We start from the raw sequence: 13,865 nt of genomic DNA, 5'->3' as shown, positions 1-13,865 counted from the left end.
TTCATCCTGCACATTCGTTATCGATTGCTTTCATCCAAAGCATCGATACGGAAACGTGCCGATTGCAGCGCATTGATGACCGATTGCAAAGCCTGACCCTTGTCCATGCCTGACATTGACAGGACATGGTGCTCGAAGGCACCAAGATCGGCGAACTGCGAGTGAAGATCGGCGACGACATCAGGATCGCTGAGGCTGTCACCACCGCGGGCTAGACAGCGTTCTACCGCCTCTGCCGCTGTCGTGCGCAGGACGATGTAATGCAGCGGCCGGGCAAGTGCCGTAAAGGCCGGAAGCCAGTCCGGTCGCACGACGCCATCGAGGATCACGAAGTAGCCCGCCTTCGCGTAGCGACCGGCAACGTCGGCGGCAATCTGCATGATCATCTGGTTCTGCTGATGGGATTGCGGCAGCCAGGGATCGATGCGGCCATGCTTGATATATCCCCACAGATCATCGCTATGGAAATGCACCTTTGGCACGCCGGGCAAGTGAGCCAGCGTTCCGGCGATTGTCGACTTGCCAGAGCCGGGATGGCCGGAGAGAAGCAGGATATGGCCGCCAAGATCGTCCGTCATGTTCCATTACTGACCTTTGGCAGGCATAAAGCGGATGATGATGTGATCATTGTGCTATCGATGTTGCCAATCTGGCGTATTCTATATTGGCCGGCACGCAGGCAATGAACCGCCCTAGCTGGCAAGGCTTGTCACGAGATAAGCTGACGCCAGAAGCAGGGTGATTATTGTGAAGAATATCAGTCCTGCCGCCAGTTCATCGAACCGGCCGTCGCGTTCATTGCGGTCCCAGTCGTAAGCCATAGCCAACCTCCATCGTTGCTAACGGAAGAGTGGTCCGGCATGGTTAATGTAATCCTAACGGCGATAGGCTGAATGTTGTCGGGTATGATTTGGTGGCTGGGCGTTGGTGACTGATTTCATCGCGAGATTGGTTGAAACAGAGGCACAGAAGTAATACCATCTTCTACGCCGGTATTACGGGAGTTTGAGATGGCAACAACGGTAACGGCCAAAGGGCAGGTCACCATTCCAAAAGCCGTACGTGAGCTTTTAGGGATTTCGCCAGGTAGCTCGGTCGATTTTGTTCGGGCCCCCGATGGAAGGATAGTTCTCGTCAGGGCAGACAAGAAACAGCCACTCACGCGTTTCGCCAAGCTGCGCGGACATGCTGGTGAAGGTCTGGGTACCGACGCCATCATGGCGCTGACCCGTGGTGACGAGTGACGCTTGTCGATACAAATGTCCTGCTTGATCTTGTGACGGACGACCCGGTTTGGGCCGACTGGTCGATTGAGCAGCTCGAACTGGCGAGCGTTTCGGGTCCGCTGTTCATCAATGACGTTGTCTACGCGGAACTGTCTGTTCGATATGAGCGGATAGAAGAACTTGATGCTTTTGTTGATCAGGCGGGGTTGAAGTTCAGCCTTTTCCCTCGCGCGGCGTTATTTCTGGCGGGAAAGGCCTTTACCGATATCGCCGCGGTGGCGGTACCCGTAACGGTGTTTTGCCTGACTTTTTTATAGGCGCCCACGCGGCAATACAAAACCTTCCCTTGTTGACGCGAGATGTGGCTCGTTACCGATCGTATTTTCCAACGGTCGCTCTGATCTCGCCTGAAGCGTAGGAATGCGCGAGCCTTAGCATTTGTGATTACTCACCGGTTTCAGGGGCGGTTTCGGCTCTGGTGCCGCCGGTCAGGCGAGCTGCAACGCATTCAACCGGCAGGTTTGACAAGGCTGATTTCGGTTTTGCTGTCGAGGACGATATGCAGGTCGCGGATCATGCCGGCTGCCTGCAGCAGAGCGTTTCGCACTTCCTCATCGCTGCGCCATCCACGTTCTACCGAGAGTGCAACGGCGTGGAGGTCAACGAGACTGTCACGGCCGGCGCCGGATGGAATACCGATTGTTTCGCGCATGTCGCTAATTGTTGTGAGCGCGCGTTCGAGCATACGGCGCTTCTGATAGCCGTCGAGATGGTCGAGCAGGTTGGCATCACGGATGAGCTCGGCAATGAAACAGTTGGTCTGGGTCATGGTATGAGGTTGCCGGGACGGCCGGCTGGCGTCAACAGAAGTCCTGCAGCGCTGCCTTGGACTGCGGTTTTGGGGCTTTACTGTGATGCCAGTCCCAAAGGGCGGAACGCGGGGTGAACAGGGTTATCCGCTATACTCATAATAGATTATGGATGGAATATTATGTATTTATGCGATATTTCTAATGTATATAATTAAGGTTACTGTAAGTGCCGGTGTAGTAATTTATCTGGCAATGTTGATGAAAACAATAGTTGTACGGTAAGATAAGAGATAGAGGTTCACGATGTTCAGGTCCGCACGCGATTTCGGCGATGCTATCAAGGAGAAACGCAAATCTCTTGGCTGGACGCAAACCGGGCTTGCTGCCCGTTCCGGAACGGGTGAACGACTTCATCGTCGAGCTTGAATCGGGCAAGCCGAGTTGCCAGCTCGAAAATGCCCTGATCGTCGCGCGCACCGTCGGCATTGAGATCGGCGATCTCAAGACGGTCCAGGCTGTGCCAGCCGCGCCGGACGATGACCTTGGCTTTTTGCCGATGTTTGGTGCTGATCGATGACAACCATCTACTACGAGACCTTGCCTGTCGCCCATCTGACTTTTGATGGCGAATGGACGTTGGACTATGATCCGGGCTGGGAAGCGCGCCGCACGGCCTTTCCGGTGTCGCTCACCATGCCGCTGCGCTCCGGGCCCGTGGGTACTGCCAAGCTGCTGCCCTGGCTTGCCAATCTGCTTCCAGAAACACATCTTGCCTAGATCGGACAACGCCTCAAGGTTTCTCCACAGGACATTGTCGGTGCTTGGTCATATCGGACGTGACACGGCGGGAGCGCTGTCGATCGGCGAACCGCGTAAAGCGGGTGTCAACCTCCAGCCCGTGCCGGATGAGCAGGCGCTGGAGCGTATTCTCGGTGAACTTCCTGCCAAACTTTTCTGGTCGGAGAGCGCGGTGTTTCCATGTCGCTTGCGGGCGTCCAGGAGAAACTGCCGGTGTTTGTCGACGGGCACGGCCATATTTCAGTTCCGGTTGATGGGACGCCATCAACGCATATTCTCAAGCCTGATACGAAACGCCTTGCGGGGAGCGTGGAGAACGAAGCCTTTTGCCTGTCGCTTGCGCGTGCCTGCGGTCTGGAGGCTGCCGAGGCGACGATCGGAGTAGCTGGCAAGCGACGTTATCTTCTCGTGAAACGCTGTGCTCGCTTTACCGACCCTCAAGGGGAGATCCGCAGGTTGCATCAGGAGGATCTTTGCCAGTTAACGGGACATTTCCCGTCGCAGAAATACGAGCGATCCTCGACCGGCCGCGGCGTGACCATGAAGATGATGTTTGACGCCGTCAGCGATCTTGTTTCTCCTGGCGAGCGGTTGAAACTTCTCGACGCGGTGATCTTGAATGTCCTGATCTGCAATTCAGATTCGCATGCGAAAAATTACTCGATCCTGATCGGTGCCGGTGGGTCCGCGAAGATGGCTCCTCTCTATGACCTTATGTGCGCAGCCGCTTATCGGCAGGTCGATCAAAGTCTGCCTCAGGGGATTTCTGGCCGGTTCCATGCGCCTGATCTGCGACGTGCCGATTGGCAGGCACTGGCTGATGACGTTGGACTGAGCGGTGCATCAACGTTGAAACGGGTGGAGGAGCTCGCACAACTGGTCAGCGTCGGATGCGATGCGGTGGCACAGGAGATTTCTGGTTCGGCCAGCGATCCGACGAGGGTGTTCGAGCGGCTTACGCACAGCGTTCGAAAGCGGTGTCGAAGAATTCAGGATCGATTAGGTGGTCGATGAGCTGGAGCCCGACCCGAGCCCATTCGCTCGTTTTCTGAGTGCATAGCTATATGGTCCGTCTACCGAAAAGTTCCTCTCTGGTCACGCATGAAAACGCCCGCCCTTCTTGGTCCTTCGCGTTGGCGCGTACGGACGACTTCTTTCAAGACGGTTTCGGAACCGCATGAACGACCGATTTGGAGGCGCGACGCCGCTGCTTCTCGTCCGGCCATCGCGGTAGTCGAGCGCGTTGGGCCCACGCGTCGAAGCAGGCATGGCCGTTGTGCAGAAAGCAGGCTTTGGTGATAAATCCTAACTCGACAAGATTGGGTAGGCGAATGCCTCGGACATCCGGCGACGCAGTCCTGTTCTACGGCCACTAGAGTGTCAGTTGCTCCAACCAGTCTGAAACCGGTCAAATCGGACTTCACTAATGGGATGTCCCGACGGGTCGAGTCTAATCGAGCGAAGCACGAGGTTCAGGTTGGGAGAGTAACCCTCAACGACATCACGACTCTCGCGCTTCCATGTTTGCGATTTGCTCCAACGCCTGTCGCGGGGAGGTTTGTCTTTTCGTCGACCGCTGGCCGATCACGTCGGCTCGCTCCCTCAGCCCGCGCCGTTCGGAAAAAGTACCGGTAGTCCAGCGTGGGATCCTTGAGCCTGGAGCGGTCGAGGCTGCCGTGATGACCGGAATTCGGGTTCTTTGCTTTCTCAAAGTTTGTTCCAGACGCTACTTGCCTAATCACCTGTCCGCCCGTTGACTTGTTCTCTCGTTCTCTCGTTCTCTCGTTCTCTCGTTCTCTCGTTCTCTCGTTCTCTCGTTCTCTCGTTCTCTCGTTCTCTCGTTCTCTTGTTCTCTTGTTCTCTTGTTCTCTTGTTTACCTATTCACCTGTTCTCCAGTCCGCCTAATCGCCTGTTCTCCCACTCTTTTATTTTGCGCGGTAACATGTCGAGCAATGCTTTGGGAGCAGCGGTTATCGGGGCGGAAAGAGAGACCGTTCCACACGCTGCGGATGTATGCATGATGGCTCATCTTCATGTGCTGAGAGGAGTCAGGACGGTCCCCCATTGATGTCCGGTTCGTACATAAGTTGGCGCCCGGTCCGGGCGGTATACCAATAGCCTATCCTGCCATATTAAACGGCGAACGCCATTCTGGTCGAAATGCGTGCGCATCAATGGTACGTTATGCCGCTACACGTCTGCAATCCTGGATGGGTCACTACATTCCAAAGTTGAACTGCAGGTGCGGGTAGTGTTCAGAGAAGGCAAACATCAGGGCAAGGCAATCTGGTAATTGTTTTCTGGATGGTAACAAAGTCGAAGGTCGACGGGGTGTCGGATTTTGTTCCGCCGTTTGATCTCCGTGAAAGGCTCGTCATAGCGCGCGGGTTGTGAGCTTATGTCAGTTCGATAAAACAGTCCCGGTAGTCTGACTTGGGAAGAGGCGGAACTTCAACCTTTCACTATTTGCTGAGCCTTACCCCGGGTACACCATACGGTATGGGATCTTCGCCGAGGAAAACGATCCCTCGCTCTTCGTAGTCGCGTTTGATCGCTTCGATGGTGACAGGTTGCGCACCTCGAGCGTCCGCTTCGTCTCGCTCTACACGACTGACGGTATTCGGTGTGACTTTAGCCAGCATAGCGACCTCCCGTACCCCTGGTTCTAAAATCGCTGTCGCCGCCCGTGCCTGAAAAGCGTTCATGCATCCACCGTGTTACGCCAGCGGATGTCCGGCACCGATGCAGAGGGCCCGACGGAATGACAAAGGGCGGTCACCGACAAAGGGCATGCGACCATTCCGGCCGCCGCACGGGAACTTCGCAGGGTTGTGCGGGAGGGGTCTGCCGGTTTTGTTCGCGGTCTGCGCGACGGTTCAGGCTGGCGAGAGCGTGCAGCAAACGGCAGCGCTCTGGCAGACTGCGCAGCCATGCTGGTGACGGCCTTGACACGGGGATCATGGCGATGACGCGTCGCTGACGAAGCAGGGCAAGTCTGGGAGCAAGGGGATATTCAATCGGCAGGTTTGACGAGGCTGATTTCGGTTTTGCTGGATCACGGCGGTTGCAGCAGTGCGTTCCGAATTTCTTCATCGCCGCGCCATCCGCGTTCGATGGAGAGGGCAACGGTGTGGAGGTCGACGAGACTGTCACGGCCGGGGCCGGATGGCATACCGATTGTTTCCCGCATGTCGCGAATTGTCATGGCGGCCCGTTCGAGCATACGACGCTTCTGCCAGCTGTCGAGGTGATCGAGCCTGTAGGCGTCGCGGACTAGTTCGGCAATGAAACTGTCCGTCGCGGTCATTGTGTGAGGTTGCCGGGTCGGCTGACGGGCGTCAACGGAAGACCCTGAAGGTGAGCTTTTGGCCCCAAAGTTGGCACCAGGATGTGACGCCGATGCATCACGGCGCGTGGACCCGGCATGCTCGGGAAAGCTCCTCGGACCCGGATCTGGATGCCCAGAAAGTTGGCGGACAGGCTATATTAGTCGTAGACAGGCTCTAACCCAACTGAGGACGTTCAGTTACCGAGATCCCGGGTCGAGCTCGACAAGCTGCGTCACTCATATCGCACCTCTCATGGCGGCATCGCTTGCCAGTTCGATTTTTCCATTTTCCTCGCCATCCCAGAACTCGATCGTGCGAGCCGACACCTTAATCAGGACTATACGTGGTGTGTCGGCGCCCTGCGGAAACCACCTGTCCAGTCCACTAGTCCAATGGGCGTCGAACTCGGGCCTTTCTCTGATCAGGCTCGCCTGACCGTTGACAGAAACAAATATTCCAGGTTTGCCAAGAATACCGGGCGGAGCAGTGAACGTCAGTGTAACCGATGAGTCTTTGACTATATCCTGGACTTTCTTCGTGTCTTCATAGGAGAAGAACCATGAGTCACCATCATATTCCACATCGCCGTTGTTGCTCATTGGTCGACTATTGATCTGCCCGGCGGGATCGTGTGTGTTGAACATGCAGAAGTCGATCTTGCTGAGTTTTCTGGAGAGCTCGCTTATTTTCATTGGTCAATCCTTTTCTTACATCACGAATTCAACCATTTTTGAGGTCTGAGGTTCCGCCGATCGCAGCGCGTGACCGTGATACGTGAGAAATACGGGCTGTTCGCGAGCCACTGCTCGCCTTCGGGAAGCCAAGGCTTGCATATCTCGACGGTAAGCGGCAAGCTGACCCCATCTGGCGTCAGTGGCGCTAGCACAGCTATTGCGTAATGACTATCCGCCAGCTGTGAGCTTCTATCTGCGCCTATCTCTGGAACTAGAAACTTTCATATGATCGAGGCCGTTCCGAAACGTTTCGAGGGCGCGCCGCGGCAGTTTCGGCGGCGTTGGTCCGATGATTTCAAGGAGCGAGCGGTGGCTGAGGCGATGGAGCCTGGAGCGAGTGTCTCGGCAATGGCGCGTCGCATCGGTATATCACTGAAAAATCGGCCCGTTGCGGAAAGACATATTCTTCCCTCGTGCGCAGCGGCACAGTCGAACCTAAGAGGCAGGTCAGGGCTTTATTCGACTATTGGGCAGATCTGAATTTCGAGATCGCCTGAACAGCTGGCTGCGCAAGTCCGAGGTTAAGACCCCGGTAATCCCTGGCATGTGCGCTCGGTTCAACGGTTGACGCGGTTCGCGGTGTCAACGCATACGCTGCGCGCCGCAGCATTCTCTTTGGCGAAGATGCCCGGGACACATCGAGGTCGGTGACGGTGACGGGAATACCCCCATGCTGCGTGTGAAAGAGTCATTGGCTGCAGACGGAGACCCTATCCAGCGGGGTTCTGACCTGCGTGCCCTGGACGATTGAAGTGCGACGACGGCGGGCCGGTGGGGAAATGATAGCGAGAACTGAACGTGAAGACCGCGAAATTCTCGCCTCACTCGCTTACTTACCGGCGCGGCATGATGAGCTCGATGCCGAAGGTGAGCGGATACTGCGAACGTAGTGCTCCGCATTTCGGGTCCTATATCGGCGTAGCCTTAAAACACAACGTGAGCGTGGACTCCTCAAAGAACGATTACCGCTGCCGTGACAAGCGGCTGAGGTATTACGAATTTCCTGAGTTATTGAATATGAAGTCTTGATAGAACGGGGCAAGGCGGCGCCAGCCTCGTTTCCGCGCCGTCATCTTCGCTCCTGTCATCGGATGCAGTGGCGAGCCGGACTAGATGTCCGCCGTCGCGCAGCATGAGCGTCAGCCTGCCTATATTGGCCCATTTCAGTGGGTCATTTACGGCGGATTTTCAATTAATTGACCCATTATAATGGGTGTTTTAGACGCATTCTTGCCGCCCGCGGAGATTTCACAGCGATTTCAGCGTGACAAGCGCTGCTCATCATCAATCAGGATCAACTGATGTGGGACGGTGTCTCCCCATGTCCAAAGGACGACGTTGAGGTCGATATCAGTCGCCCCCGGAGCAAAGCTCCTGACGATCAAACCGCAAAAGCCCTCGTTTTTCAGAGACCGGGCAAGACGTTGTGTGGGGGCTTCACCGAACACATTCATGTCGTCTCGCCAAGTCGGGGTGCTGAGAGTTTGAGCGTCAATACCATGATCATGAAGCAGGGCGCCATCGCGAGTATCAAACAGCGGTGTGATGGCCGCATCGTAGGAGACGAGAGTTGTGGGCTGTAAGCTGCCTGCCTGATTTGCTTCCTTCAATGCCGTGATGACTGTCACTGACGTGTAGAGTGCAGGCATGCCTTTTGGATTGAATCTGCCGCCATAAAGCTCGGCACCTCGTCCGGAGAGCGGCTCACGAGCGTAAACCGGATTAAGGGCTCGGTAGAGCTTGCCCTGGTAGTTCATCAGGGGTTAGGCATGTACGCCAGCGTCGATCGCGTCGATGTATTCGAGTACTTCGTGAGCGCGCCCGTCTCGAACAAGCTGCATTGCTGTGTGGCCAGAAAAGCCTGAGAGAGGCTCTGAACGATACCAGGCATATGCCATGAGCGCAGAACCGAAACGGGCCTCAACCTTGTTGATGACTTCGATCATTTCGCGCAGTCGCCGTTGGGTTTTGTCCGACTTGATGCGTTCTTTGCGCTGTACCGCATCTTTGCCCAACCCGGCACTGCGCGCGATATCGTCGCTTGTTGTATGGAGAACGTCGGCGATTTTTCCCGGCGCGAACAGCCCGTTGTCAGCATATTGTGCGAGAGCCATGCTCGCCTCCTCAAATTTGCCAAAGATACTGACGCAATATAACGTCAAAATTACAGGCATTCAAGATGTCCCTTATCTCTGCAAGCCGCTATGTCTCCACACTGGATGCTGTCGCCGTTCTGGACCAGTCGTGCAGGGCCGTATTCTTGCCGTTGTGACGCGGAATGTTCGGGATTTCGATGGCGCCGGCGCGATCGTTGTCGATCCGTGGCAAGGGTGATTGTTCAGACGTCGATTGCCGAAATGCCGGCAATCGGTTTCCGGTAGTGATTGGCGCAGTCCGGTTACCGTTACCTATGCGGCGCCGAATGTTTTGTTGTTGCAGTTGCTGTTGTTTGAGCGTCCGCGCACTCGGAACGGATCTTTCTTTGGTGCTGGCTGGCCGTATTGAAACGAAAGACGCGACCTGTAAACCGATGGGTGGAAAACAACCCCGATGCTTGAGGCGGAGGCGGAATTTGAACGCCTGTTTCCAGGTCGGCCACCACAGAATATGATCATGTCCCAGGGCGTGGTGTAGCTTAGACGACCACGGCTTATCCCAAAGGGCCGGATGAGTGTCAGCTTGCTGCTGGCAGGCTGATGAGTGGATCATCGCTCATCGTGGCGATGGTTTCCAGTGTCATGTAGCGAGATCGTTGAACGGCCCACTCATCATTCTGCTCGAGCAGCAATGCTCCGACCAACCTGATGATGGCATCGTCGTTGGGGGAAATGCCGACGACTTCAGTGCGTCGCTTGATCTCGCCGTTAAGGCGTTCGATTGGATTTGTGCTGTGAAGCTTTGCCCAGTGCTGCTTGGGAAAGGTCATGTATGCGAGCACATCCTGTTCGGCACTATCCATCAGCGTGGCGAGTTTCGGCACCTTCGGCCTGATCTGGTCTGCTACATTGCGCCATTGGCTGCTTGCCGCGTCCGGCGTGTCCTGAGCGAAAACCGTGGCGATGAAGGCGGAGACGACCCGCCGTCCGCTCTTACCCGCATGAGCCAGCGCATTGCGCATGAAGTGGACTCTGCAGCGCTGCCAAGTGGCAGAGCACCTTCGATACTGCGGCTTTGATGCCCTCATGCGCATCGGAAACGGCGAGCTTGACGCCACGCAGACCCCGCCTGGTCAGCTTTCGAAGAAACTCGGTCCAGATCGCCTCGGCCTCGGAAGTACCAATCTCCATGCCAAGCACCTCGCGCCGACCATCAGTGTTGACGCCCACGGCGATGATGACCGCGACAGAGACGATACGACCGCCACGACGAACCTTCAGGTAGGTGGTATCGATCCAGAGGTATGGCCACTCGCCCTCGATGGGACGGTCGAGGAAGACCTTCACCTTCTCGTCGATCTCTTCGCACAGGCGGGACACCTGGCTCTTGGAGATGCCCGACATACCCATCGCCTTGACGAGGTCGTCGACGGATCGGGTCGAAACGCCCCGGATGTAAGCCTCCTGGATGACCGCCGTCAGCGCCTTCTCGGCCATCCGGCGTGGTTCAAGAAAGCTCGGGAAGTAGCTGCCTGTGCGAAGCTTGGGAATGCGCAGCTCGACTGTGCCAGCCCGTGTTTCCCAATCTTGGTCGCGATAGCCGTTGCGCTGGGCAAGTCGGAAGCCGTTCTTCTCGCCATAGCCCGCGCCGGTCTTCGTTCCGACCTCCAGCGCCATCAGCTTCTCGGCAGCAAAGCCGATCATCTCGCGCAGCAAATCGGCATCAGCACTCTTCTCAACAAGCGAGCGCAGGTTCATCATGTCGTCGGTCATCGGTGGTGTCCCTCAGGTTGGCTCTAAGCAACCCGACCCTAGCGGAAAACGCCGGTGACCACCCTGTCAGCTACACCACGCGGCGGGACACGATCCAGAATATCGATGATGTCATCTCAAGCAGCGGGTGCGCCGGAGATAACAGGTCAATCCAGCATTGAGTGTTTAATCTGAAGCTGAGTGTAACCGGAGGAGACCTGGTATGCTTGCTTGGGGTAGGGAACAGAGGGCTTGCAGCACGGTGCGAGGCAAAGACAGGTTAGTTTGACATTTTGGTTATTAAGTCAGTTTGATTGAGTTTATGATGTTTTTCGTAAACTTGAATCAGGTTTGAATATGCATTATTATACTCAGTATGGCTGAGCAACGCACGTCACTTTTAAACCGACTTGAACGAGATCTTCCCGAGGGACTGGTCGTAGATGCCGCATGGCTTGAGGAGCGCGGCATAGCCAGCAATCTGCGCGCTTATTATGTCAAGAACGATTGGTTGGAACAGCCAGTGCGCAGCGTCTATAGAAAACCGCGCGGCGAACTGAACTGGCAGCAGGTGGTCATATCGCTCCAGACTCTGCTTTCGAGAATGCCGCTTTACGTTGGCGGCCGCACTGCGCTGGAGCTACAGGGCTATGCGCATTACCTCTCTTATGAGATGAAGACCGTCCACCTTTACGGTGTTGAAAAGCCACCTGCCTGGCTGGGCAAGCTGAACCTTTCCCAGCGCTTTGTTTATCACAACAGCGCGACCTTGTTCCCCAACGATCCGACCAGCCAAGGGCCAGGCGGCCTTGCATGTCATACCGTCGATGGACAAGGAAGTGGCCTGACCACTGTTGCGTGGGGGCATTGGGACTGGCCGCTGATGCTTTCACGGCCCGAACGGGCCTATCTCGAAATGCTCGACGAACTGCCGCGCCACGAGAGTTTTCATCAGGCCGACATGATCATGCAAAATGCTGCAAATTTCAGTCCAAGGCGGCTGCAAAAGCTGCTGAAGGATTGCACCAGCGTGAAGGTCAAGCGGCTTTTCTTCTTCTTTGCGGATCGCCACAGCCATGCCTGGCTCAAGCGTCTGGATAAGACGGCAATCGATATGGGCAAGGGTAAACGTATGCTTGTCCCTGGCGGCAAGCTTGATCCGGCCTATCTCATCACCGTACCAGAGGACCTCGATGCCGTTTCGTGACCAGTACCAAGCCCAGGTCCGGCTGCTGATGCGCCTCATTCCCATCGTTGCCCGTGAGACATGCTTTGCTCTAAAGGGCGGTACGGCGATCAATCTGTTTGTGCGAGACCTGCCGCGTCTCTCCGTTGATATCGACCTGATGTATTTGCCCATGCACGAAAGGTCTGAGGCGCTGGTGGAAATCGACGCTGCCATGAAACGCATCAAGACTTCCGCATTGGCAGATCTGCGCGGCGCACGCGTCACCGAAAATGTGCATGATGGCGCTGTCTTGCGGCTTCTTGTGATGGCAGAGGGAACGCAGGTGAAGATCGAAGTCTCACCCGTCCTGCGGGGTGTCGTTCACGAACCGTTCATCGCCCCCGTCACCGAAGCCGTTGAAGAGGTGTTCGGCTTTGCGGAAACCAATGTCGTTTCATTCGAAGACCTTTTTGCGGGCAAGCTTGTTGCCGCGCTGGACCGCCAACATCCGCGCGACCTTTTCGATGTGCGGGGTTTGCTTACCCATGAGGGCCTGAGCGATGAACTTCGCGAAGCGTTCATTATTTATCTGCTTAGCCACAATCGCCCGATGGGTGAAGTGCTGTCGGGCCGCGTCAAAGACCTTGCGAATGAATACCGCAACGGCTTTGAGGGCATGACCGAGGAGGTCATTGCCATAGAAGAACTTATCAAGACGCAGCATGAAATGATAAAGACACTGATCGGAGGAATGCCTGATCATCACCGTGCATTTTTGATCGGCTTTGAGCTCGGTGAACCGGACTGGTCACTATTGAGGATCAGCCATGTCGCGGAACTTCCGGCGATCCGCTGGCGGCAGCGCAATCTGGATAAACTCAATCCCGACCAACGATCCGACCTGGTTGAATTGCTGCGGGCCTCCCTTGAAAGGCGCACAAAGTGATAGGTGCTTTGCGGTATGGTCCCTGATCAGGGCTGCCGCTCTGAGGTCGAAATTCGCGTGGATCACGTCGTAGGGTACGTGAACCTTTCCGTCTTCGGTTTGTTCGAAGATACCCCAGTCGGACAACGCGGACACGTCCTCGTGCACACGCTTGACGTCACGTTCGACGGATCGGGCAAGTCCGCGTATCTGGATGGGCCGATCTTCTGGAGATGTTCAATCAACTCCCACCTTTTGGGTGTGATGACAGAAAAAAGCTGTGCGGGCGACGAGAAGGTGAAGACTGCCACGGGGTCTGAGGGATTACCTGAGCGCATGGCGCTGGTTGCCCTGTCGAAAGCCTCATCGAGTGAAGCTTCGCTGTCTGCTCTGATTTGAATCAAGGCTTCTCTCATGGTTTCTGCCTCCTCGTGATTATCTCCTTCCGAAAATCGGACAGGAGGGCATGGGTCGTTGTGAACATGTAGGGATGCTCTTCGCCGTCAAGATGACGATGATCGCCTTTGCCGCGTTTGTTGTCGAACCCGACGAAGCGCCTGCCGTCCTTGCCATAAAACAGTCGATACTTGAACAGGTGGGGGCTAACGGGTTCGGGCACCTTCCACACAACGATCTCGACATTTGCGCCGTCTGGCAAAACAGTTTTCGAACGTTCGACAGGGATCGTGGCAATCATGTTTGTAGGGTATTTGCGCTTGGAATATTTTACTAATATATATCCAGAAAATACATATATTATTATTTTTATACTTTGATAGAGGAATAAATTACCACTTATAGACTTGAGTGAACGATTGATCACGGCGCGCCATTGACTTTAGGCATGGAAGGTCATTCTTAAACATATAATTTATGTGCTGGAGTGATGCGAAAACATATAAAATATTACAGGCGAAGCATTGCCGACAGAGGGAGGGGGTTTAATTGGCGGATTTTTGCTTGTTTTGCGGACAGGCAATTCGAGCCGCTTGTAACTGGATGATTTTATATAGGTTTTTATATG

The 13,865-nt window shown here is 55.4% G+C and carries 14 protein-coding genes and 4 pseudogenes; 8 read left to right on the top strand and 10 right to left on the bottom strand.

Features of this window, described 5'->3' with window-relative positions; translation table 11 throughout:
• Positions 1-17 precede the first annotated feature (17 nt).
• Together WA845_RS16310 and WA845_RS16305 are read right to left on the bottom strand one after the other, a co-directional pair.
• On the bottom strand, positions 18-578 hold the full coding sequence (locus WA845_RS16310) for an AAA family ATPase (RefSeq protein ID WP_045535492.1): 561 nt from the start codon (positions 576-578) through the stop codon (positions 18-20).
• A 114-nt stretch (positions 579-692) separates the two neighbouring features.
• Positions 693-821, bottom strand: coding sequence for a hypothetical protein (locus WA845_RS16305; protein ID WP_267900252.1), 129 nt, complete (start codon positions 819-821; stop codon positions 693-695).
• 189 nt (positions 822-1,010) lie between these two features.
• On the opposite strand from WA845_RS16305, the gene WA845_RS16300 reads away from it, so the two are divergent.
• Both WA845_RS16300 and WA845_RS16295 read left to right on the top strand, forming a co-directional pair.
• Positions 1,011-1,244 carry an AbrB/MazE/SpoVT family DNA-binding domain-containing protein gene (locus WA845_RS16300; protein WP_006700634.1) on the top strand — a complete coding sequence of 78 codons (234 nt, stop codon included), beginning with the start codon at positions 1,011-1,013 and terminating at the stop codon, positions 1,242-1,244.
• Positions 1,241-1,644: pseudogene (locus tag WA845_RS16295) on the top strand (type II toxin-antitoxin system VapC family toxin). The gene WA845_RS16300 and the pseudogene WA845_RS16295 overlap by 4 nt, the downstream one beginning before the upstream one ends.
• A 90-nt stretch (positions 1,645-1,734) precedes the next feature.
• Here the strand turns inward: WA845_RS16295 and WA845_RS16290 are convergent.
• Entirely contained in the window at positions 1,735-2,055 is a 321-nt protein-coding gene (locus WA845_RS16290) for a hypothetical protein (RefSeq protein ID WP_337322452.1), read from the bottom strand.
• Positions 2,056-2,341: 286 nt separating this feature from the next.
• Between WA845_RS16290 and WA845_RS16285 the strand changes: the two are divergent.
• The 3 genes and pseudogenes from WA845_RS16285 to WA845_RS16275 all read left to right on the top strand — a co-directional run bounded on the left by WA845_RS16285 (position 2,342) and on the right by WA845_RS16275 (position 3,850).
• Positions 2,342-2,615 (top strand): annotated as a pseudogene (locus WA845_RS16285) (helix-turn-helix domain-containing protein).
• On the top strand, positions 2,612-2,815 hold the full coding sequence (locus WA845_RS16280; RefSeq protein ID WP_022563974.1) for a HipA N-terminal domain-containing protein: 204 nt from the start codon (positions 2,612-2,614) through the stop codon (positions 2,813-2,815). Before WA845_RS16285 ends, WA845_RS16280 begins: the two are co-directional and overlap by 4 nt.
• A 201-nt stretch (positions 2,816-3,016) precedes the next feature.
• Positions 3,017-3,850 carry a HipA domain-containing protein gene (locus WA845_RS16275; RefSeq protein WP_234899131.1) on the top strand — a complete coding sequence of 278 codons (834 nt, stop codon included), beginning with the start codon at positions 3,017-3,019 and terminating at the stop codon, positions 3,848-3,850.
• A 2,042-nt stretch (positions 3,851-5,892) separates the two neighbouring features.
• On the opposite strand, the gene WA845_RS16270 is transcribed toward WA845_RS16275, so the two are convergent.
• Both WA845_RS16270 and WA845_RS16265 read right to left on the bottom strand, forming a co-directional pair.
• Positions 5,893-6,144, bottom strand: a complete 252-nt coding sequence (locus WA845_RS16270) for a hypothetical protein (protein ID WP_174150413.1) — start codon at positions 6,142-6,144, stop codon at positions 5,893-5,895.
• A 258-nt stretch (positions 6,145-6,402) separates the two neighbouring features.
• Positions 6,403-6,858, bottom strand: coding sequence for a pyridoxamine 5'-phosphate oxidase family protein (locus WA845_RS16265; RefSeq protein WP_072495394.1), 456 nt, complete (start codon positions 6,856-6,858; stop codon positions 6,403-6,405).
• A 267-nt stretch (positions 6,859-7,125) separates the two neighbouring features.
• Here WA845_RS16265 and WA845_RS16260 point away from each other — a divergent pair, with 267 nt between their 5' ends.
• A complete protein-coding gene (locus WA845_RS16260; RefSeq protein WP_174150412.1) occupies positions 7,126-7,380 on the top strand; it encodes a transposase in 255 nt (84 codons plus the stop codon).
• 779 nt (positions 7,381-8,159) lie between these two features.
• Here the strand turns inward: WA845_RS16260 and WA845_RS16255 are convergent.
• The 3 genes and pseudogenes from WA845_RS16255 to WA845_RS16245 all read right to left on the bottom strand — a co-directional run bounded on the left by WA845_RS16255 (position 8,160) and on the right by WA845_RS16245 (position 10,769).
• Positions 8,160-8,657 (bottom strand): RES family NAD+ phosphorylase, encoded by a 498-nt coding sequence (locus WA845_RS16255; RefSeq protein WP_045535503.1) that lies wholly within the window; start codon positions 8,655-8,657, stop codon positions 8,160-8,162.
• A gap of 6 nt (positions 8,658-8,663) precedes the next feature.
• Positions 8,664-9,014, bottom strand: a complete 351-nt coding sequence (locus WA845_RS16250) for an MbcA/ParS/Xre antitoxin family protein (RefSeq protein ID WP_022563984.1) — start codon at positions 9,012-9,014, stop codon at positions 8,664-8,666.
• Between the two features lie 560 nt (positions 9,015-9,574).
• Positions 9,575-10,769 (bottom strand): annotated as a pseudogene (locus WA845_RS16245) (IS256 family transposase).
• A 355-nt stretch (positions 10,770-11,124) separates the two neighbouring features.
• On the opposite strand from WA845_RS16245, the gene WA845_RS16240 reads away from it, so the two are divergent.
• Both WA845_RS16240 and WA845_RS16235 read left to right on the top strand, forming a co-directional pair.
• Positions 11,125-11,955: a type IV toxin-antitoxin system AbiEi family antitoxin domain-containing protein gene (locus WA845_RS16240; RefSeq protein WP_022563986.1), complete on the top strand. Its 831-nt coding sequence runs from the start codon at positions 11,125-11,127 to the stop codon at positions 11,953-11,955.
• A complete protein-coding gene (locus tag WA845_RS16235; protein WP_077985963.1) occupies positions 11,942-12,862 on the top strand; it encodes a nucleotidyl transferase AbiEii/AbiGii toxin family protein in 921 nt (306 codons plus the stop codon). The genes WA845_RS16240 and WA845_RS16235 overlap by 14 nt, the downstream gene beginning before the upstream one ends.
• Before the next feature lie 120 nt (positions 12,863-12,982).
• Here WA845_RS16235 and WA845_RS25290 read toward each other — a convergent pair.
• Positions 12,983-13,179 (bottom strand): annotated as a pseudogene (locus WA845_RS25290) (HVO_A0114 family putative DNA-binding protein); the annotation flags it as partial.
• A 74-nt stretch (positions 13,180-13,253) separates the two neighbouring features.
• Complete coding sequence (locus WA845_RS16225; protein WP_022563989.1) at positions 13,254-13,538, bottom strand: toxin-antitoxin system TumE family protein; 285 nt, start codon at positions 13,536-13,538, stop codon at positions 13,254-13,256.
• Positions 13,539-13,865 lie beyond the last annotated feature (327 nt).

The sequence above is a fragment of the Agrobacterium sp. CMT1 genome, assembly GCF_037203725.1.
GTDB lineage: Bacteria > Pseudomonadota > Alphaproteobacteria > Rhizobiales > Rhizobiaceae > Agrobacterium > Agrobacterium pusense.
This window is presented reverse-complemented; position numbering and strand designations above follow the sequence as displayed.